The 19,735-nt window shown below is 63.9% G+C and carries 17 protein-coding genes; 5 read left to right on the top strand and 12 right to left on the bottom strand.

Features of this window, described 5'->3' with window-relative positions:
• Positions 1-88: 88 nt before the first annotated feature.
• The 3 genes from pyrE to rpoZ all read right to left on the bottom strand — a co-directional run bounded on the left by pyrE (position 89) and on the right by rpoZ (position 3,633).
• Complete coding sequence (gene pyrE, locus ACX3OZ_RS13950) at positions 89-682, bottom strand: orotate phosphoribosyltransferase (protein WP_459096775.1); 594 nt, start codon at positions 680-682, stop codon at positions 89-91.
• A complete protein-coding gene (locus tag ACX3OZ_RS13945) occupies positions 669-2,957 on the bottom strand; it encodes a RelA/SpoT family protein (RefSeq protein ID WP_459096776.1) in 2,289 nt (762 codons plus the stop codon). Before ACX3OZ_RS13945 ends, pyrE begins: the two co-directional genes overlap by 14 nt.
• Before the next feature lie 313 nt (positions 2,958-3,270).
• Positions 3,271-3,633, bottom strand: a complete 363-nt coding sequence (gene rpoZ / locus ACX3OZ_RS13940; RefSeq protein WP_459096777.1) for a DNA-directed RNA polymerase subunit omega — start codon at positions 3,631-3,633, stop codon at positions 3,271-3,273.
• Between the two features lie 244 nt (positions 3,634-3,877).
• Between rpoZ and ACX3OZ_RS13935 the strand changes: the two genes are divergently transcribed.
• Positions 3,878-4,459 (top strand): LabA-like NYN domain-containing protein, encoded by a 582-nt coding sequence (locus ACX3OZ_RS13935; protein WP_459096778.1) that lies wholly within the window; start codon positions 3,878-3,880, stop codon positions 4,457-4,459.
• Between the two features lie 163 nt (positions 4,460-4,622).
• On the opposite strand, the gene smpB is transcribed toward ACX3OZ_RS13935, so the two are convergent.
• Complete coding sequence (gene smpB, locus ACX3OZ_RS13930; protein WP_459096779.1) at positions 4,623-5,120, bottom strand: SsrA-binding protein SmpB; 498 nt, start codon at positions 5,118-5,120, stop codon at positions 4,623-4,625.
• A 5-nt stretch (positions 5,121-5,125) separates the two neighbouring features.
• Positions 5,126-6,001, bottom strand: a complete 876-nt coding sequence (gene dapA / locus ACX3OZ_RS13925; protein ID WP_459096780.1) for a 4-hydroxy-tetrahydrodipicolinate synthase — start codon at positions 5,999-6,001, stop codon at positions 5,126-5,128.
• A gap of 249 nt (positions 6,002-6,250) precedes the next feature.
• Here dapA and ACX3OZ_RS13920 point away from each other — a divergent pair, with 249 nt between their 5' ends.
• Both ACX3OZ_RS13920 and ACX3OZ_RS13915 read left to right on the top strand, forming a co-directional pair.
• The gene (locus ACX3OZ_RS13920) at positions 6,251-8,278 is read left to right on the top strand and encodes a lytic transglycosylase domain-containing protein (protein ID WP_459096781.1); all 2,028 of its coding nucleotides are present in this window, start codon (positions 6,251-6,253) and stop codon (positions 8,276-8,278) included.
• Positions 8,279-8,328: 50 nt separating this feature from the next.
• Positions 8,329-9,267 (top strand): alpha/beta fold hydrolase, encoded by a 939-nt coding sequence (locus ACX3OZ_RS13915; protein ID WP_459104709.1) that lies wholly within the window; start codon positions 8,329-8,331, stop codon positions 9,265-9,267.
• A gap of 60 nt (positions 9,268-9,327) precedes the next feature.
• Here ACX3OZ_RS13915 and ACX3OZ_RS13910 read toward each other — a convergent pair whose 3' ends face one another.
• The 3 genes from ACX3OZ_RS13910 to ACX3OZ_RS13900 form a co-directional block, all read right to left on the bottom strand.
• Positions 9,328-9,486 (bottom strand): hypothetical protein, encoded by a 159-nt coding sequence (locus ACX3OZ_RS13910; protein WP_459104708.1) that lies wholly within the window; start codon positions 9,484-9,486, stop codon positions 9,328-9,330.
• A 129-nt stretch (positions 9,487-9,615) separates the two neighbouring features.
• Complete coding sequence (locus ACX3OZ_RS13905) at positions 9,616-12,204, bottom strand: OmpA family protein (protein ID WP_459104707.1); 2,589 nt, start codon at positions 12,202-12,204, stop codon at positions 9,616-9,618.
• A gap of 311 nt (positions 12,205-12,515) precedes the next feature.
• On the bottom strand, positions 12,516-13,949 hold the full coding sequence (locus tag ACX3OZ_RS13900; protein ID WP_459104706.1) for a hypothetical protein: 1,434 nt from the start codon (positions 13,947-13,949) through the stop codon (positions 12,516-12,518).
• 454 nt (positions 13,950-14,403) lie between these two features.
• Between ACX3OZ_RS13900 and ACX3OZ_RS13895 the strand changes: the two genes are divergently transcribed.
• Positions 14,404-15,141: an SDR family oxidoreductase gene (locus tag ACX3OZ_RS13895; RefSeq protein ID WP_459104705.1), complete on the top strand. Its 738-nt coding sequence runs from the start codon at positions 14,404-14,406 to the stop codon at positions 15,139-15,141.
• A gap of 13 nt (positions 15,142-15,154) precedes the next feature.
• Here ACX3OZ_RS13895 and nagA read toward each other — a convergent pair whose 3' ends face one another.
• Genes nagA through ACX3OZ_RS13880 form a run of 3 tightly spaced genes read right to left on the bottom strand, consistent with a single transcriptional unit; the run spans position 15,155 to position 18,131 of the window.
• Positions 15,155-16,315, bottom strand: coding sequence for an N-acetylglucosamine-6-phosphate deacetylase (gene nagA, locus ACX3OZ_RS13890; protein WP_459104704.1), 1,161 nt, complete (start codon positions 16,313-16,315; stop codon positions 15,155-15,157).
• Entirely contained in the window at positions 16,312-17,322 is a 1,011-nt protein-coding gene (locus ACX3OZ_RS13885; protein WP_459097019.1) for an SIS domain-containing protein, read from the bottom strand. The genes nagA and ACX3OZ_RS13885 overlap by 4 nt, the downstream gene beginning before the upstream one ends.
• 20 nt (positions 17,323-17,342) lie before the next feature.
• Positions 17,343-18,131: a GntR family transcriptional regulator gene (locus tag ACX3OZ_RS13880; RefSeq protein ID WP_459096788.1), complete on the bottom strand. Its 789-nt coding sequence runs from the start codon at positions 18,129-18,131 to the stop codon at positions 17,343-17,345.
• A 351-nt stretch (positions 18,132-18,482) separates the two neighbouring features.
• On the opposite strand from ACX3OZ_RS13880, the gene ACX3OZ_RS13875 reads away from it, so the two are divergent.
• A complete protein-coding gene (locus ACX3OZ_RS13875) occupies positions 18,483-19,379 on the top strand; it encodes an N-acetylmuramic acid 6-phosphate etherase (protein ID WP_459096789.1) in 897 nt (298 codons plus the stop codon).
• Positions 19,380-19,385: 6 nt separating this feature from the next.
• Here the strand turns inward: ACX3OZ_RS13875 and ACX3OZ_RS13870 are convergent, their stop codons facing one another.
• A complete protein-coding gene (locus ACX3OZ_RS13870) occupies positions 19,386-19,706 on the bottom strand; it encodes an XRE family transcriptional regulator (protein ID WP_459096790.1) in 321 nt (106 codons plus the stop codon).
• Positions 19,707-19,735: the final 29 nt, after the last annotated feature.

The raw sequence follows: 19,735 nt of genomic DNA, 5'->3' as shown, positions 1-19,735 counted from the left end.
TGGCCCCACCCCCTCCTAGCCTCCCCCATCAAGGGGGAGGTATCGGGCCGGTTTGTGTCGCACAAGGGTGCCACAAGCACGATGCGGATCACTTCACCCCCTGAATGCCGCGGCTGCCGGGCTTGATGGGGGGGATGGCTGCCAGTTCGGGGGGGAGTTGGTCGGCGGGATAGGCGGGAACCTTGAATTCGATGAGGCTGACCAGCGGCACGCCGACATCGGCTTCGCCGCCGGACCGGTCGATCAGGCAGGCGGCGGCAATGACATTGGCGCCGATGCCGCGCAAAGCTTCGACGCATTCGCGGATGGAGAGGCCAGTGGAGACGATGTCTTCCACCACGATCACCTTGTCGTCAGGCGAAATTTCAAAGCCGCGGCGCAGTTCGAATTTGCCGTCGACGCGTTCGGTATAAAGGGCCGGGAGGCCGAGTTGGCGCGCGGTTTCGTAGCCGGGAATGATGCCGCCAATGGCGGGCGAAACGACCTTGGTGGCGTCGCCAAAGCCTTCGGCGCGAATCTTGTCGGCCAGCGCCTTGCACAGCTTTTCGGTCTGGGCGGCGTATTGAAAGACTTTGGCCTTTTGCAGGAACACCGGCGAGCGCAAGCCCGACGACAGGATGAAATGGCCTTCGAGCATGGCGCCGCATTCCCGGAAAATCGCCAGCACGTCATCTTTCGTCATCAACAAACCTCTTATCAACCTTGCCGTCCCATTCCAGGGTCGAAATCATGCCCGCTTCGCGCACACCGGCGCGCTGTACGGCGCTGAGGCCGGGGCTGCGCTTGAGCGTTGCCAGAACATCGGTCAGTTGCGCAAGGTCGCGCACCTCGATTTCAAAGATCATCTGGTGAAAGTCGGGCGAAATCATCCGCATCACGAGATTGTTGATGTTGGCGTCGCAGGCGGCGATGGCCGAGGAAATCTGCGCCAGCGAGCCGGGCTTGTTGACGCTCTCCATGGTGATGACCGTGGGATAGAGCCGATCATCAGTGCTGGCGATGTTCCAGCGCACGTCGACCCAGGCCACATCGCTGTCATGCTTGTCGATCAGCGCTTCGGAATGGATCGGATAGACCAGCATCGGGCTATCGGGCTGCAGGATGCCGACCAGCCGGTCGCCGGGCACGACGCCCTCCCCCGACACCACCACATTCATATGGAAATCGAGCTGGGCCAAAGCCGCCTTGGCGCGCGGACCCGAGCGCTGGCCGCCCGGCACGCGGAAGCGGAACAGGTCGGTGGAGCGCAGGGCAAACCAGCCATCGGCGGTGTCGGCGACCGGCAGATCGAGCTTGCGGCGACGCTTGCGCAGCCCCTTGAGCTTAGCCAGTTCGGCGGCCAGCGGCTCGGAGCCGATCTTGCCCTCACCCACGGCGATCAGCAGATCGCGCCGGTTGGGCAAAGCCAGCGCCTCGGCCAAGGCCTTGGCCTCGCTGTCATCGAGCATGACGCCTTCGCGCTCAAGCAGCATGGCCAGCACATGCTCGCCCAGCGCCAGCGCGCGCTGCGTCGCGGCATGGCGCACCGAACGGCGAATGGCGGCGCGGGCCTTGCCGGTGGCAGCAATGCCGAGCCAGTTGAGCGGCGGCAGATGGTTCTGGTCGCGGATGATTTCGACTTCGTCGCCGCTGCGCAGCTGGGTCACCAGCGGCAGAATGGAGCCGTTGATCTTGGCGCCAACCGTGGTGTCGCCGATATCGGTATGCAGGGCATAGGCGAAGTCGATGGGCGTGGCGCCGCGCGGCAGGGCAATCAGCCGCCCGCGCGGGGTGAAGCAGAACACCTGATCCTGGAACAGCTCCAGCTTGGTATATTCGAGGAAATCCTCGGTGGAGGAATTGCCGGTGGTGAGGTGGGCGATGGTGGAGCGCAGCGAGCCATAGGCCTGCGATTCATTCTCGATGCGGCTGAGATCGGCCGACGCGCCATCCTTGTAGAGCGAATGGGCGGCGATGCCGAACTCGGCGACCAGATCCATTTCCTCGGTGCGAATCTGCAGCTCGGCGCGCTGGCGGCCGGGGCCGACAATGGTGGTGTGGATCGACTGGTAGTCGTTATGCTTGGGGACCGAGATATAGTCCTTGAAGCGCCCGGGCACGACTTTCCATTTGGTATGGACCACCCCGATGGTGCGGTAGCATTCCTCGATGGAGCCGACGATGACGCGGAAGCCGATCATGTCGGAGAGCTGTTCCAGCGCGATGGATTTGCGCTCGATCTTGTTGAAGATCGAAAAGGGCGATTTCACCCGCGCCTTGACCCGCGCGGTGATGCCTTCGGCGGACAACCGCTCGGTCAGCTCGGTCGAGATGGTGGCGATGGTTTCGCGATAGGTTTCCTGCATTTCGTCAAGGCGGGTGACGATGGCCTGATAATGCTCAGGCTGCAGGATCTTGAAGGAGATATTCTCCAGCTCGTTGCGCATGTCCTGCATACCCATGCGGCCGGCGAGCGGCGCATAGATATCCATGGTTTCCTGCGCGATACGCGTCCGCTTTTCGGGCGGCATATAATGCAGGGTGCGCATATTGTGCAGGCGGTCGGCGAGCTTGACCAGCAGAACGCGCACGTCCTGGCTGATGGCCAGCAGCAGCTTGCGCAGGTTTTCCGCCTGCGCTTCCTCGCGCGACACCAGGTTCAGCCGGTCGATCTTGGTCAGGCCATCGACAATGGCTCCGATTTCGGCGCCGAACAGCTGATCGATTTCGGCGCGGGTGGCGTCGGTATCCTCGATAGTGTCGTGCAGTAGGCCGACAGCGATGGAGGCATCATCGAGCTTGAGCTCGGTCAGGATGGCCGCCACTTCGAGGGGATGATTGAAATAGGGGTCGCCGGAGGCGCGCTTCTGCGAGCCATGCTTCTGCATGGCGTACACATAGGCCTTATTCAACAACTGCTCGTCGACGTCAGGATTGTAAGCCTGAACACGTTCGACAAGCTCATACTGACGCATCATGGGGGTGGCTGCCGCTCGCTCGAAGGAATGAGCTTAGCGCTTTGAAAGAAAATGGGAAAGGGCGGCGACGGAGTATCTGGGGTGCGATGAGGGATGAACGGGAGTATCGCGGCTGTGGCTCCACCCCCTCCTAGCCTCCCCCATCAAGGGGGAGGTACAGCGCAGCGGAGTTGGCACCATGCTGCCCCAAGCACGGAACGGCACCTCCCCCTTGATGGGCGAGGCTGTCGCGGGTGATGTTTGGGCAGGATCAAACAAAAACACCCCCGGCTGGCGCCGAGGGTGTTGATAATTTTCGCGAGACGACGCGTATTTAGTCGTCGCGGCGCTCTGGCGGAGCCAGGCTTTCGATACCGCGCAGCAGTTCTTCTTCGCTGATGGTATCGAAACTGATCGAATCGTCGTCGCCACCAATCATTGGAGCCGCATGGCTCTCGGGCTCGTCGACTTCGACATATTTCTGCAGCGAGTGGATCAGATCCTCACGCAGATCGTCGGGCGAAATGGCGCCGTCGCCGATTTCACGCAGCGCAACAACAGGATTCTTGTCGTTGTCGCGCGGAACGGTGATCTGGGCGCCAGCCGAAATCATGCGCGCCCGGTGGGCAGCCATGAGAACGAGATCGAAGCGGTTCTCGATCTTTTCAATGCAATCTTCAACGGTGACGCGGGCCACGAACGTCTCCAAAACTTATGGAATGAACGCATCCCATACACCAGTGGTCCGGCTGGCACAAGGATTGCCTGCCCCGCTCTGTGCGCAGCGGCCATGCAGCGCCCATTCAGCCATATCTTGCTCGCCGCCAGAAAACATGCGAATACCGAAATTAATGCTCTCTGCGGAATTTAAGTCATCCATTCCAGCCACTTTTTCGTGGCCCTTGTTCTAGTCGGGGCACACCGCCATCGGGAGATTTGAGATGCCCATCGACCCCCGCGAAAAAATCGTGCTGTTTATCGACGGCGCCAATCTATATGCGACGTCCAAAGCCATCGGCGTCGATATCGATTATCGCAAGCTGCTGGCCGATTTTGCCGCCAGGGCCTATCTGCTGCGCGCCAATTATTACACGGCGCTAATCGAGGAGCAGGAATACTCGTCGATCCGGCCCCTGATCGACTGGCTCGACTATAATGGCTTCACCGTCATAACCAAGCCGGCCAAGGAGTTCACCGACTCAACCGGGCGCCGCAAGGTGAAGGGCAATATGGACATCGAGCTCTGCGTCGATGCGCTGGAGCTGGCCCCCTATTACGATCACATGGTGTTGTTTTCCGGCGATGGCGACTTCACCGCGCTGGTGGTGGCGCTGCAGCGCAAGGGCAAGCGCGTGACCGTGGTGTCGACACTGACCACCTCCACCCCGATGATTTCGGACGATCTGCGCCGGCAGGCGGATTTCTTCATCGACGTCGCCGACCTGGCCAAGACGGTCGGCCGCCCACCGAGCACGAGGCCGGTGGTGGCGCCGGTTGCGCCGGTGGCGGACGACGCCGAGTAGCGCCCTCACCCGACAATTCCAGCAGCTAAACGCGGTGTCATCCCGGCCCTGAGCCGGGACCCATCTCGAGATGGGTTCACCGGCATGGTCTCAGGATGGGCCCCGGCTCTACGCCGGGGTGACATCGTGGGTGGGGATAGGCCAGTCAGGTGAAGGCGAAGCCTTAGCCCCGGCCGCCCTCTTTCATGATGCGGGATTTGTCGCGGTTCCAGTCGCGGTTGCGCTCGGTTTCGCGCTTGTCGTAGTTCTTCTTGCCCTTGCCGATGCCGATCAGCACCTTGGCGCGGCCCTGGTCGTTGAAGAACAGCTTGAGCGGCACGATGGTATTGCCGGCGCGGGACACTTCCTGGTCGAGATGGGCCAGTTGCTTGCGCGAGACCAGGAGCTTACGCGGACGGCGCTCCTCGTGGTTGAAGCGGTTAGCCTGCAGATACTCAGGAATATGGGCGTTGATCAGCCACAGCTCGCCCTTTTCGGGCGAGGCATAGGCCTCGGTGATCTGGGCTTTGCCCAGGCGCAGGGATTTGACCTCGGTGCCGGTCAATACCAGCCCGGCCTCAAGCGTCTCGCCGATTTCATAGTCGTAGCGCGAGCGACGGTTTTCAGCCACGAGACCGTGGCTGATCACTCCGTTTTTCGCTTTGTCGTTCTTGGGTGCCATGGGCTCTAGATAAGGCCTGCGTGCCGCATTGCAAAGTCCACCGCCGCTTCGCCTTCCTTCGTCATCGGCACGACGGGCAGCCGCATCTCGTTGGCGCAGAGGTTGAGGCGGCTGGCGGCATATTTCACCGGCGCCGGGCTGGGCTCGATGAACATGTTCTTGTGCAGGTAAACCAGCTTGTTCTGGACGGCGCGGGCAGCGGCGAAATCGCCGGCCAGCGACAGCTCCTGCAGCTGCGAGCAGAGGCGCGGCGCAACGTTGGAACTCACCGAGATACAGCCATTGCCGCCATGGGCGTTGAAGCCCAGCGCGGTGATATCCTCGCCCGAGAGCAGGATGAAGTCGTCGCCAAGCTTGACGCGCTGCAGGCTGGCCCGGCCCAGATCGGCCGTCGCATCCTTGACGCCGATGATATTGGCATGGGCTTCGTGCAGGCGCGCAATGGTGTCGACGGTGAGATCGACCGTGGTGCGGCTGGGAACGCTATAGAGAATGACCGGAATGCCCACGGCCTTGGCCACGGCGGAGAAGTGCTGGAACAGCCCTTCCTGATTGGGCTTATTGTAATAGGGCACGACCGACAGCACGGCATCGGCGCCGATTTCTTCGGCGAACTTGGCCAGGGCGACGGCTTCAGTGGTCGAGTTCGAGCCAGCGCCGGCAATCACCGGAACGCGCTTATTGGCGACTTCGACGCAGATTTCGACGATGCGGCGATGCTCTTCATGGCTCACCGTGGGGCTTTCGCCGGTGGTGCCGACCGGCACCAGGCCATGGGTGCCCTCAGCAATCTGCCAGTCGACAAAGCTGGCGAAGGCTTTCTCATCGACGTTCCCATTGAGCATGGGAGTGATGAGCGCCGTAATCGATCCTCGCAGCATTGTCGGGACGTCCTTGATTTAAATGCCACAGTTCAGCCGTGGCCGGATGGTATGAACTGCCTGGATGGCAGCTGATTTGTGGGCCGCACCATACTTTCACTTCGCCGCCGCGACAATGTTTCGTTGGCTTCATCCCGCAGGAAACATCGCCGCCGCAACCGAGTGTTTACCCAAACTGGGTAACGATGGCTTAACCGCAGGATGGGGGCACCCTGTTGGATCGAGAAATGCGTACCAGCAGGACGGCAGATGCAACGGCGACTGGCAGCCGGTCTCATCGCAGCGGTTTTGGGTCTGGCGAGCTTTGCCCCCCTTCCCCATGCGACGACCAATGAACTGATCGACCCGGTAACCACCGGCGCCTTGCCGCCGAGCAGCGGCACGCCCGCGGCCGAGGCCAAGGGCTCACAGAGCTTCCGCGACGCCCTGACCGAGCTGGTGAGCGGCGATGCGACAGTGGCTTTTGCGCAGGCGACGACGCTGCCCGATACCGAGCGCCGCACCATCCAGTGGGCTGCGATCTATTTTAATCCCCGCGCCATCGACGCTGCCACCATCGAAACATTCGCCGCTGACGCCCCCGATTTCGCCGCTGCGAGCCTCTATCGCACCCGCATCGAGCAATCGCTGAGCAAGGCCGAACCCGCTCCGGCAGCGATCATAGCCGCCCTGGGCGACGCCCCGCCCAATACCATAGATGGGCAGATCCTGCTGGCCGGTGCCTATCTGGCGCAGGGTGAAACCAGCCTCGCCGGCGGAATCGCCAAGAGCCTGTGGGTCGACAATTTCCTGACCGAGACGCAGGAAGCCGCCGTGCTCGAGACGCTTGGTCCCCTGCTCGACCGCGAGGCGCATTGGGCCCGTGCCGTGCATTTGATGATGCATGACCGGGCGCGGGCCAGCGAACGGTTGCTGCCGCATCTGAGCGCGGCCCAGCAATCGCTGGTGGTGGCGCGGGCTGCGGTGGCGCGCAAGGATGCGGACGCCAAAAAGCTGCTCGACAGCGTCGATCCGTCGATGCGGTCCAACCCGGTCTTCATCTTCTCGCGGGTGCAGCGGGCGCGGCAGTTCGAGCTGTGGCAGAGCGCCGTCGATTGGCTAGCCAAAGCCCCGGCGGACCTGCCCGATGCCGCCGAATGGTGGACCGAGCGGCGATTGCTGGTGCGCAAGCTGCTCGATATCGGAGAACCAAAGCTGGCCTATCAGGCCGCCGCCGGCTACAGCACCGGCCCCGAAGGCCGCTTGGTAGAGGCCCATTTCCACGCTGGTTGGATCGCCCTGTCGTTTCTCAACGATGCGGCGAGCGCCAAAACCCATTTCACCGCCATGGCGGCCCTATCCACCCTGCCCGACACTGTCACCCAGGCCAATTACTGGCTGGCGCGGGCCGAACTGAAGCTGGGCGACACCGAGGCCGCCCGCGCCGCGCTGCAAATCGCCGCCGGTTATGGCGTGGTGTATTACGGCCAGCTGGCCCGCACCGAGCTGGGCGAAGCTGGCGTGGGGCTGCGGCCCCTGCCCGATAGCGAGCCCAGCGAGGCGCTGTTCAATATTCATCCGGTGGTGCAGGCGGTGCGCCTATTGGCCGATAACGGCCAGGCCAATTTGGCCCTGCCACTGCTGCGCAATTTCGGCACGGCGCAGGCCGGCGGCGGCGAATTGCTGCTGGCGGCGCGGCTGGCGACCGAAATCGGCGCGCCGCAGCTGGCGATTTCGATCGCCGCGACGGCCGATCAGCGCGGCACCCCGCTCGACAGTTTCAGCTTTCCCAAGTCCAGCCTGCCCGATACGGCCGTGCTGGCAGCGGACCGGGCGGCGGTTTATGCCGTGGCGCGGCAGGAATCGATGTTTCAGCTCGACGCCGTGTCGCCGGTTGGCGCGCGCGGGCTGATGCAATTGATGCCGGGCACGGCGCAGGAGGTGGCCCGCAAGGTTGGCGTCGACTATTCGCCCAGCCGGCTGGTCAGCGACGCCGAATATAATGCGCTGTTGGGCTCGACCTATCTCGGCACGCAGCTGGATCGCTATGACGGCTCGCTGGTGCTCGCGGCGGCCGCCTATAATGCCGGGCCGGGCAATGCCAATAAATGGATCAAGGCCTATGGCGATCCGCGCCTGCCCAATGTCGATCCGGTGATCTGGGTCGAACTGATTCCGTTTCAGGAAACCCGGACCTATGTGAAGCGGGTGCTGGGCAATTATCTGGTGTATCGCGAGCGGCTGGGCGACGCCCCGGTGACACTGCAACAGGCATTGCGCAGTATTCGCCCGCAATAAGGCTTGAGGCGGCGGGGCGACTACCGCAAAATGGCGCATCGAGATTTGCCATGCCCCGCCCCAGAAAATTTCCCGCCGATCACCCCGCCTTTGCCGAACTGCCGGTCACCCAGGTGACGCTGGCGGGCGGGTTGCGCGCGGCCGTGCATGTGGCCGGACAGCTATCGAGCCAGCGGCTGCCGGTGATCTGCATTCCCGGCTATCAGCGCAATATGAGCGATTTTACCGAATTTGCCGGCTATTTCCGCCGCGTTGGCGGCGGCGCCTGGCCGGTGGTGCTGCTCGACCTGCCGGGGCGTGGCCGCGCCGATGACCGTCGACGGGCGGAAGATTATGGCTCGCCGGCCGATGCGCACGACGTCGCCTCGGTGCTGGCCGCGCTCGGCATTGGCAAGGCGGTGGTGCTGGGCCAGGGCCATGGCGGCCAGGTGGCGATGATGCTGGCGGCCAATCATCCGCTGCTGATCGCCGGCACCGTCCTGCTCGATTCCGGTCCGGTGACCGACTCGCGCGGCATTGTGCGGCTGCGCAACAATCTGGCGCATGTGGAAAGCCTGCGCGGGGCCAAGGCGGTCACGGCCGGCTTCCGGCGCATTCTGAGCGGCGACTATCCCGGCCTGCCCGATACGCGGCTGGATGCGCTATTGGCGCGCAGCCACGTCATCGACAAGCGCGGCCGCGCCAAGCCGCTTTATGATCGTCGGCTGATCGAAGCGCTGGCCAGCATCAATTTCGATGACGTGCTGATGGCGCAATGGCCGCTGTTCGACGCCCTGCGCTGCGCCCCTCTGATGCTGCTGCGCACCCAGCTGACCGACCAGCTGCGCCGCGAAACCTTCGATGAAATGACCCGCCGCCGGCCTGACGCGGTGGCGCTGACCATTGCCGGGCAGGGCTCGCCGGCGCTGTTCGATCAGCGCGAGGAAATCGAAGCGGTGGCCGAATTCGTCATTCGCACCAGCACGCAACTGTTGGGCCGGGCGGCTTAGGGTGCTCGGCACCTGGCACGTTGATTCAAGCGACCGCGCGATTGCTTTGATTTGGCAGCTTTATTGGGTGCCGGTATGGCCCTCAACGGGCCGACCAACCTGCCTGGTGCCGCGGGCGGCATGGAGCATGCGGCGCAGGCCATAGCCGACGATGCAGCCGATGAGATAGGCCGCCGCCAGCAGCAGCGCGGTTTCGCCGATAGGGGCCAGATTGCTCATCTCACGCCCTCGGCGCAAAGCTGCGCCAGCCGACAACGAGGCCGATCAGCCCCGCTGCCGCCAGATAGGGCCAGTAAAAGCCCAGCAGATAGCCCAGCGAATTCCAATTCATCGTCATGCTTGCCCGTCTCAGAAGTGCTGCGGCTGCACGATAACGACGATGCGGCGGTTGAGCCGCTTGCCCTGCGCCGTGGCATTATCCGCCACCGGCACTGACTCGCCATAGCCGATGGCATAGAGCCGCCCTGCCCCGATGCCACGCGCCACCAAGGCGCCGACCACGGCCTCGGCGCGGGCCACCGACAATGCCAGGTTCAGCGCTTCGTCGCCGTCTGAATCCGTATGGCCTTCGACATGCACCACGGCATCCGGGCAGGCCGCCAGATACATCGACAATTCGTCCAGCGCAGCAGCGGATTCCGCCGCGATGATGGCCGCACCAGACTGGAAGAGAATGGCGTTTCGTGCCGAAAAATCAGCCACTTGCGCGGCGCAGGCAGTGATATCGACCGGCAGCGTCGCCACCGGCTGGCTCGGAGCCGCAGCCGGCTCGGGTTCTGGAGTCGGGGCCGGCAGATCGATGTTAGTGCCCCATGTCGCGGCGCCGGGATCGGCGTTCAACGCTGCCAGGACCGTGGTCTGGGTCGTCGCATCAGCGGCAACGCCACTGAGGGACCAGTTGCCATTGGCAAAATTGAGCTGACCTTCGCTGAGCTGCAACAGGGCGCGCAGGCCGGTTTCGGCGCTGGCGAGGAAATCTGCCGGCGCGCCTTGGGCGAGACTGACCGCGGCAAAATCGCCGCCGCTGATGGTGCCGAAATAGCGCATGGCGGCGTCGGTGGGCAGTTGGCCGCTCAGAATGACGGTGCCATCGGCGGCGCGGCTGGCGGAGAAGGCATAATCGGGATCGATGGCTGGCGCAGATGGGGCAGCAACCGGGGCCGCTTCCGCCGCGATGACGGGTTCGGCGACTGCTGGTTCTGCGACAACCGGTTCAGCGATCTCGGCCTCGGTCGCGGCAATGGCAACGGTCGGGTTGCCGCCCTGCGGTTCGGCGACGGCCATCGACCAGCCACTGGCCGCGAGCTGGCGGCTGACAAAATCGGCTTCGAGCGCAGCTTTGGCGGAGGGCGAACTGGCCGTGCCGGTCAACGTCCAGCCATGGCCGTCATAAACGACCCTGCCCTCGCTCAGCCCCTGCAGCAGGCCGAGGCCGGTCTGGGCGACGGCCACAAAATCTCGCGGGGCGCCGGAGGCGTAAGTCATTGTTTCCGTTGCGCCCTGCCCGGCCGCACTGAGCAGAAGTGCTGCATCATTCGGGCTTGGCACCGCACCGGCCAGGGCGATGGTGCCGGCGATATCCTTGGTGGCCGACCAGTCATAATTGGCAATGCGTGGGGCTTCGATTTCGGCACGGGCCAGCACCAGGCCCTGCGGCGCCTGATCCGCCAAAATCGCCAGCAGCGTTGCATAATCGGCGCCGGAGCGGGCAATGCCGGCAATGGTCAGCACATTGTCGCGGAGCGCGATGCGCCCCTCGCTCATTAGCGCGAGCGCCGCCAGACCGAAATCGGCGCCCGAGCGATAGCGTTCGGGAGCACCACGGCCCAGCTGGAGATAGCTGGTATCGGCGCCTTCGAGCAGACTGAAGGCTTCGCGGGTGGCTTCGTCGGGCGCATAGCCGTCGAAAACCACGACGCCGCCGGGCTGGCGGGTGGCGCTCATCCAATACTCGGCGATGCGGGGCGGTTCGAGCACCACGATACTGCCGCTGGGCGCCAGCGTGTCGACAATGGCCTGGGCAACTTCCAGCGAGGGCGGCGCGCCGCTCAGCGTGCTGTCACTATCGGTGATGCTGGCCGTGCCGTAATCGAGGCGGGCCAATTGTTCAATCAATTGCTGGGAAAGCTCTGCAAAACCAGCGGGTTCGCCGGAGCCCAATGCCAAGCCGGTGGCTACTGGCAGGCCGGAGACATCGGCGGTGCGATAGCGCTCATCCATGGCATCATTGGGCACAAAGCCGGTGACATCGATGCGCTTGCCATCAAAACTGGCGCTCCACTGATAGGGCGCAACGAGCGCAGGCGTGATGTCGACCGCGCCGAGCGTCACCCCGGCCGGTGCACCGGCCCGCATGACGATCAGCAGATCCCGAAAGGCGCGTTCGGATTTGGCGCGACCAGTGAGGTTGACCGTCAGATCGGAAATGACAGCCTGCCCCTGGTCGAAATATTGCAGCTGGTCGATGGCGAATTCGGCGCCAGCAACCCAGCTGCGCCGCTCCGGCGTGCCCGAGCGCAAGTCCAGCTCGCCCTGCGTCAGCCCGGCGCGCGCCAATAGGCGCTGTCGCGTGGTTTCATCCGGAACGCCACCGGCAAGACTGACGGCGCCCTGCTTGATGCTGGCGGTAAAGTGATAGGGCTTGGCCAGAGGCGCGAGGGCCACCTCAGTTGTGACCGGCCCCATGCCAGCAATGCTGGCGAGGCGTGTCGTCGCGGCCTTCACCGCAATCGGGTCGGTCGCGGTGCCGCTCAGGGTCAGGTCACGGCCATCGAGCGCCAGTTCGGCCCAGTCATGGCCGCTGACAGCCATGGCGGCCGCGCTTTTTGCTGCCAAATCGGTGGCGATCTCGCCCGAAGTCATCGCCAAGCACAGGCTTGTGCCGCCCAGGACAGTGGCGAGTCCCGGTGCGACCCACTTGATGAGGTCCCTGATCATTCTCGTTCCAGTGAATGTCCGCAATTGCCGCAAGGCTAGTGCATTTCGGGAGTCGAGGAAACGAAAATGCCTGCGGTAAGTGATTGTTTGCGTGAGATTATTTCACGCTGTCCAGCGCCACGCTGATCCACCACCCGGAAACACCGGAATCAAGCCGGGCGGCGGGTGCGCGGCGGTTTTCGCTGTCGCAAAACCGACAATGCGGAGAGCGGAGTGCATAGGAGAAAACGGCTCGTCAGCATCAGCATCGCCTAAAAGCAGAAAGGCCCGGCGTGAGCCGGGCCTTTCCGTATTGGCTAGTAATCCAAGGACTACTCGAAAGCCTTCTTGGCAGTGAAGGTAACCTTGTAGGCACCGTTCTGCTGTGCCTTGGCACCGATCGACGACTCGAAGCCGCCGCCGGGGTTCCAGCCGAGCTTGGCCGAACCGTAGAAGTCGGAGTAGGCAAGACCGCCGTTACGGACGATCGGTGCCAGGGCGCCGTCAGCACCATGGCCATAGACGCCGATTTCACCGGTGATCTTGATGGTTTCGGTGACAGCAGCAACGAGCTGAGCTGCAACCTGGTAGCCATCAGCAACGTCAGCGGTACCGTCGTTGAAGTAACGACCGCCGATGTTGATTTCGATGCCTTCAGCAACCTTGGCGCCGATCGAGCCGCCGAAGCCGGCGTCGGTGTCGAGAGCAGCCAGGGTAACACGATCGGTGCCGCCAGCGAATTCGCCGGACAGAGCAACCTTGAACATGTCGAAGTTGGCTTCGCCGGTGATCAGGCCGTTCCAGTAGTTCCAGTTGCCGCCAGCAGTCCAGCCGCCGCCAGCAGCACCAGCTGCACGGACCTTGAATGCGTCGAACGTGGCAGTGATGCCAGCGTGGACAGCATAGGTGTCGCCAGTGGTCTGGACGCCGTCAAGCAGGCCACCCATGGAGCCGCTGATGTGAGCGGTGATGCCGCTACCAGCGTACTGCAGCACGCCGATCAGGCTGCCAGCGTCCGTGACGGGCTGGCTCACGCCACCAACGGCTGCCGCTTCGCGATCAAGTGCTTCGAGACCGATCTTACCGACGAAGCCTTCGCCAAACTGGGTCTCAAGCTGGATGACGTGACCGCCCTTGCGGACGGGGCCTTCCCAGACGCCAACGTCGGCGTCGTCAGACATGAACAGGCCGGTGAAGTTGAACGGCTCGTCGTCGCCTTCGTTGAAGATCGAACCCTTCTTACCAGCGCTGAGGATGGTGGTATCACCGACCTGGACATAAGCGTCCTGGGCGCGCAGGGCGTGATTGTCAGTGTTCGTAACAGTGATACCGTCACGGGCGCGGATGTAGTCGCGCTGGCGCAGGTTGATCACGACGCGGGCCGGACCGAAATCGCTCGAAGCGGTACCAACGAACTTCAGGAAGGTCTCAACCTTCGAGTCCCAATCCTGGGCGGAGCCAGAAAGCGGGTTAACGGCGCTGGAAACGTCAACGTTGCGGATGCCGTCAGCGTTCACGCCACCGAACGAAGCGGTAGCCGGGGTACGGGCGATGTTCTCGGAGCCGTTCCAGTTGCCATAATCAAAGGTGTACGAGACCGAGCCCGAGATCTGCAGGCAGTTGGTGTCGGACGAAATGGTCAGGCCCGACAGGCCCAGCTCGTCGCAAACGTCCAGCGAGGTGAGGACGCCCAGATCGGCAGCAAAGCCAGCGGTCGAGAGACCGGCAGCAGCGATAGAACCGAGGATAAGGCTCTTGAGTTTCATTAGTTGACCTCCAAAGTCAGTCATTCTTGGTGCCGGTTGCCCAGCGGTTTGTCGTAACGCGACCACACTATTCGTGGTGCAGTGTGTTGCCGTCGCGCTGCGACCGACAAACGATCCCATGCATGGATTCGCAAGACCCACCATACGCACGGCGGGAAAGGACGCAATCGCGCAAAAGCCGTTTTGGCGGTCCAGCAATGTGGTTGCCAACGGTATGTTGCAGATTCAGCACACAGATAGAAACCACCTGTTAACCCGGCTAAACAATGCGTTAAAATCCACGCATTTTGAAGGAGTTAGCGCCAGGAAACGGGGATTTTGGGCGCTATTTTGCGGGCCGTGCGGACAAAATGCTCTGCCATGGACGCAGCGCTGATGCGGCCCCAATGTGCGCAAAATCGGGACTCAACGCGGCAGACCACAAAGCGCCGCCACAATTGGAGCGAGCAGGACAATGCAGAACAAGGTTGCGGTGGTGACAGGCGGCAGTGCCGGCATCGGGCGGGCGGCGGCGCTGGGTTTCGCCCAGGCGGGCTATCAGGTGGCGATCTGCGGCCGGCGCGCCGAGGCGCTTCAGAGCGTGGCCAGCGAGACTGGGGGATATTGGGCCATGTGCGATGTCACCGACCCGACCGCCGTGGCGCAGTTCTTCGCCGGGGTGAAGGAGCGCTACGGCCGGGTCGATGTGGTGTTCAACAATGCCGGCCGCTTTGCCCCGGCGATTTCATTCGGCGATCTTGACGTGCTCACCTGGCGCGAGATGGTCGATACCAATCTCAATGGTGCCTTCTATGTTGCGCGTGAAGCGTTCCGGGCCATGCGAGACCAGGCCCCGCAAGGCGGGCGGATCATCAATAACGGGTCGATTTCGGCCCATGCGCCGCGCCCCGGCGCCGCGTCCTATACCGCCACCAAGCATGCCATCACCGGACTGACCAAGGCGATCTCGCTTGATGGGCGGGCCTTTTCCATCGCCTGCGGGCAGATCGATATCGGCAATGCCGCCACCGAGATGACAACGGAAATCGGCAGCGGCGTGTTGCAGGCCAATGGCACCATCCTGCCCGAGCCGGTCTTTGACGTGCGCCATGTGGTGGACGCCCTGCTCTATATGGCCGGGCTGCCGCTGGCGGCCAATGTGCAGTTCATGACGGTGATGGCGACGACCATGCCCTATATCGGGCGGGGGTAGCCCCCTCGCCCGCTCAGGCCCGCCACACCTCTGAACCGGCGATCCAGGTGGCGCGCATCTGCCGGTCGTCGGACAGATGGGCGAAGCTGGCGATGGCGCCGGGTTGCAGATGGCCGAACTGGTCTTCGATCCCCATCGCCTGCGCCGGATAGAGCGAGGCCATGCGCAGGGCCTCCTCGAAAGGCAGGCCGATGCGACTATGCATGAATTCCACAGCGTCGATCATGTCGAGATCGGCGCCGGCCAGCGTACCGTCGGCCAGGCGCAGTGCGCCGTCGGCGCGCGTGATGGTGCGGCCATTGAGCGTGAGGCTCTTGAGGTCGGTGCCGGTCTGCGACATGGCGTCGGTGACGAGGAAGATGCGGCCCGTGCCGGATTTGGCGCGCAAGGCAATCTCGATCGCTGCCGGGTGGACATGAATGCCATCGGCAATCAGTCCGGCCCAGACGGTGTCGCCGGTCAGCACGGCGCCGACCACGCCGGGTTCGCGGTTGCCGAGCTGGCTCATGGCATTGAACAGATGCGTCGCCATGCTGGCGCCCGCAGCGACAGCGGCCCCGGCTGTTGCGGCGTCGGCATCCGAGTGCCCGATGCTAACGATAATGCCGGCATCAGCCAGAGCCCGAATCTGCTCGGGGGTGACGGTTTCGGCCGCCACGGTGACAATCAGATTGGGCAGATCGGCCCGCGCCGCGATGAGACGGGCCAGATCGGCCTCATCCATCGGGCGGATCAGCGCCGGATCATGCGTGCCCTTGCGGGCCAGCGACAGATGCGGGCCTTCCAGATGCAGCCCGATAAAGCCGGGCACGCCCTGCTCGGCCGCCGCCTTGCCGGCCGCCATGGCGGCGACATTGACCGCCACCGTGTCGGTGATCAGCGTCGGCAGCAGCGCCGTGGTGCCGAACTGGGCATGGGCGGCGCAGATGGTGCGGATCGACTCGACGCTGGGCGCATTGTTGAACAGCACCCCGCCGCCGCCATTGACCTGCAAATCGACAAAGCCCGGCACCACCGATCCGCCATCGAGCCGGGTGACCACGGCATTGGCCGGGACGGCGTCAGACCGCACAATGCCCGACACATGGCCGAATTCGACCAGCAGCGCCGCATCGTCATGCCAGCGGTGCCCGTCGAAAATACGGGCACCCAGAATGGCGGAAAGGTCGCTCATAGGGTTTCGGTCACCTTCTTGAGGGCCACCGGCACGTCGGGGTTGAAACCGCGATGGCGCGACAGCGCTTCGACAAAGCCATAGAAGGAGACGATCAGCGCCAGCGGGTCGGTGATCGGGTGGCCGGTAGCGGCGAAGGGCAGCGCCTTGGCCGGGCCCGCACGATCACTGGTGAGGAAACCCAATGCGCCTTGCGTGACCAGCTTGTGGGTCATGTCGGCCACGGACGCCTCGGTGGCGTCGCGTGCAGCCAGGCCCAGCACCGGATAGCCGGGCGTGACGATGGCGACGGGACCATGCATCACTTCGGCGGCGCTATAGGCGGCGGCCTGGATATTGCAGGTTTCCTTGAATTTCAGTGCCGCTTCATTGGCGATGGCAAGGCCCGGACCACGCGCCAGCACGTAAAGCGCCGAATGGCCTTCCAGCGCGCCGATCATCTCCGACCAGTCGCAGGCGACCGCCTTGGCGAGGCTGTTGGGCAAATCATTGACGGCGGCGTTGAGCGCGTCATCGCCGCTCCAGCGCGCGACCAGCGCCAGCCCACTGACCACCGAGGTAACAAAGGTCTTGGTGGCGGCAACCGACTTTTCGAGCCCGGCATGCAGGTCGATGGTGAAATCGGACGACTCGGCCAGAGGCGAGCCGGCGGTGTTGGTAATGGCAATCGTCGTCGCGCCAGAACGGCGGGCCGACTGGGTCATGCCGACAATGTCGGGCGACTTGCCGGACTGCGAAATGGCAATGGCGGCGGCGCCGGCCAGCTTGAGGTCCTTGCCATAGATCGAGGCGATGGACGGGCCGACCGAGGCAACCGGCAGGCCCAGCGTCAGCTCGATGGCATATTTGAGATAGGAGCAGGCGTGATCGGACGAGCCGCGCGCGACGGTGACCACCATATTCGGGTTACGCTCGCGCAGGGCCGCAGCCGCCGCGTCGAGCACCGGCCCGCTCTGGTCGAGGAAATTGGCGACGGTGTCGGGAATGGCGTCGACTTCCTGGCGCATAAAGGTCTGGTTCGTCACAGTCACGGCGTTTTGCCTCCAATCGTGGGCGCGTCGCCGATCCGCAGTTCGGCGACGAAATCATAGGTATCGCCCCGGTAGATGGAGCGGGTGAATTCAATGACTCGCCCGGAGGCGAGATACGAGGTGCGCTCGATATTGAGCCCGGCCGAACCGGTCGGCACCTGTAGCAGATGGGCGTCATCCTCATCCAGATTTGCGGCGCGAATGCGCTGGATGGCGCGAATGGGTCGGTGGCCGGTCTTGTCGAGGTGCTTATACAGCGAGTCGCCGATATTGGCCGGGTCCGGAAGCACACGCGGCGACAGGCTGGCGCGCTCGATGGCCAGCGGGATATCGCCGGTGAGGCGCAGGCGGGAAATCCGCGCCACCAGATCGCCCGACGACAGCCCCAGAATCACGGTTTCCTCGGGCGATGGCAGATAGAGCCCACGGTCGAGCCATTCGGCGCGCACCGCCATGCCGCGTCGCGCCATGTCTTCGGTGAAGGAGGTGAGCTGGGATAGCGACTGTTCGACGCGCTGGGGCTGCGGGGCCACGAAAGTACCCGAGCCGTGGCGCTGCACCAGCACGCCTTCCTTGACCAGTTGCAGCATCGCCTTGCGCACCGTGACGCGCGACACATCGACCTTGGTGGCCAGATCGCGTTCGGAGGGCAGCGCGTCGCCGGGATGGATGGAGCCGCGATGGATGGCGTCCTCAATCCAGCGCTTGAGCTGGAGATAGAGTGGGCCACCCGATGGCAGCACCACCGGACCGGCAGCAAAGAAGTCGTTCGACGGGCCGTCCACTATGTCCCCCTCGCCATGCTGCGATCACTGGTGCAGGCGGGCGCAGTTGCAGCGCTTCCACCGGAAGCGTATGCCGCGCCTCGGGCCTTGAAGGCCAGCATTTTCGGCTCGCCCCGAGCCACCTGTTCACTCACCTGAATGTCCGCCGCTTGATCCAGTCTCGCCCCCTGGCGTTATAATACCAATAAAATACCATTCACCAAGTCCCAAAAAGCGATTCTGCACAAGCGGGGCATTCTGCTGGCGCAATTGAGCTTTTTTCGGTTCTAACAAGGCTTTAGCGCTGCGGTTTCTGCCATCGTCTGGACAAGTGGTATTTTTTTGGCATTATTGCCGCGATGGGAGACTGGCATGAAGGCAACGCAAACCGAGAGGCTCCACGCAAGCGCCAAGGGCTTTGATACCAAGCCCCCGCTGGAAGCGCTGGACATTCTCGCCACCGCACAGGCGGAGGCCGCCCGGGCGGTGCAGCAGGCCGTACCCGCCATTGCCGACGCGGCGCAACTGGCGGCGACATGCCTCGGCGCCGGTGGCCGGCTGGTTTACGTGGCCGCAGGCAGCTCGGGGCTGATGGCACTGGCCGACGCGCTGGAACTGCCCGGAACCTATGGCATTGCGCCGGACCGGATCAAGGTGCTGCTGGCCGGCGGCGTCGCCGGGCTCACCGAAATGGCAGGCGCTCCCGAGGATGACGCTGACGCGGGTCGAGCCGAGGTCGCTGCTGCGGGCGTCGGGCCCAATGATTGCATCATCGCCCTTTCCGCCAGCGGCTACACGCCCTACCCGATGGAAGCCGTAGCGGCGGCACGGGCGGCGGGTGCCAAAACCATCGGCATCAGCAACAATCATGGCGCGCCGCTATTTGACCGCGTCGACGTCGCCATCTGCCTGCCCACCCCGCCCGAGGTCATTGCCGGCTCGACCCGCATGGGGGCCGGAACGGCACAGAAGATCGCGCTCAACATGCTCTCCACCATGATGGCCATTCATCTTGGCCATGTGCATGACGGCTTCATGGTCAACCTCGTCGCCGACAATATGAAACTGCGCAGCCGGGCGCGGGGCATTGTCATGGCGGTGAGTAAAGTGTCCGAAGAGCAGGCGGCAGCAGCGCTGCAACAGGCCGGCGGCTCGGTCAAAACCGCGATCCTGCTGGCGGCCGGCGCCGATAGCGTGGTCGCCGCCCAGCGTCTGCTTGAACAGCATGCCGACCGGCTCAGGCCGGCGCTGCGGACCTTGGGACGCTAGGCTCGCTCAGCCGATATCGTCCTCGCCGGTGGTGCCGCCCTCGCCTTCCCAGGTCTGGAGACGCTTGACGGTCTGGCGCGGAAATCTCAGGCGAACGCCGAACCCCTCCCCGCCCTGCTCTGGCAGAAACAGCACGCCCCCAGTCTCGAGCGCGGCGCGGATGGCGCGCTGGCAGGCGGTATCGGGTTCGGAAATTTCAGCCTCGAACTGCTCGATATCGAGCTCCGCCATGCCGGCGGCTTCAGCCAGCGCGGCGACCGACCAGCCGACAAGCGCCCGACCGGCGCGGCTTTGCGGCGGGGTGATGGGGGGCATCGGGTCGGTCATGGCAATCTCCTATGGCTGCTGCCAGAGAG

The sequence above is a fragment of the Devosia sp. A369 genome, from assembly GCF_054489345.1.
The sequence above is the reverse complement of the archived record's forward strand: the minus strand, read 5'-3'. Positions and strand labels throughout refer to the sequence as shown.

Coding starts and splice junctions, on each gene's coding strand:
- pyrE (WP_459096775.1), bottom strand. CDS start 682: ATGACGAAAGATGACGTGCTGGCGATTTTCCGGGAATGCGGCGCCATG.
- ACX3OZ_RS13945 (WP_459096776.1), bottom strand. CDS start 2,957: ATGATGCGTCAGTATGAGCTTGTCGAACGTGTTCAGGCTTACAATCCT.
- ACX3OZ_RS13935 (WP_459096778.1), top strand. CDS start 3,878: ATGCCCATCGACCCCCGCGAAAAAATCGTGCTGTTTATCGACGGCGCC.
- smpB (WP_459096779.1), bottom strand. CDS start 5,120: ATGGCACCCAAGAACGACAAAGCGAAAAACGGAGTGATCAGCCACGGT.
- dapA (WP_459096780.1), bottom strand. CDS start 6,001: ATGCTGCGAGGATCGATTACGGCGCTCATCACTCCCATGCTCAATGGG.
- ACX3OZ_RS13920 (WP_459096781.1), top strand. CDS start 6,251: ATGCAACGGCGACTGGCAGCCGGTCTCATCGCAGCGGTTTTGGGTCTG.
- ACX3OZ_RS13915 (WP_459104709.1), top strand. CDS start 8,329: ATGCCCCGCCCCAGAAAATTTCCCGCCGATCACCCCGCCTTTGCCGAA.
- ACX3OZ_RS13910 (WP_459104708.1), bottom strand. CDS start 9,486: ATGAGCAATCTGGCCCCTATCGGCGAAACCGCGCTGCTGCTGGCGGCG.
- ACX3OZ_RS13905 (WP_459104707.1), bottom strand. CDS start 12,204: ATGATCAGGGACCTCATCAAGTGGGTCGCACCGGGACTCGCCACTGTC.
- ACX3OZ_RS13900 (WP_459104706.1), bottom strand. CDS start 13,949: ATGAAACTCAAGAGCCTTATCCTCGGTTCTATCGCTGCTGCCGGTCTC.
- ACX3OZ_RS13895 (WP_459104705.1), top strand. CDS start 14,404: ATGCAGAACAAGGTTGCGGTGGTGACAGGCGGCAGTGCCGGCATCGGG.
- nagA (WP_459104704.1), bottom strand. CDS start 16,315: ATGAGCGACCTTTCCGCCATTCTGGGTGCCCGTATTTTCGACGGGCAC.
- ACX3OZ_RS13885 (WP_459097019.1), bottom strand. CDS start 17,322: ATGCGCCAGGAAGTCGACGCCATTCCCGACACCGTCGCCAATTTCCTC.
- ACX3OZ_RS13875 (WP_459096789.1), top strand. CDS start 18,483: ATGAAGGCAACGCAAACCGAGAGGCTCCACGCAAGCGCCAAGGGCTTT.
- ACX3OZ_RS13870 (WP_459096790.1), bottom strand. CDS start 19,706: ATGACCGACCCGATGCCCCCCATCACCCCGCCGCAAAGCCGCGCCGGT.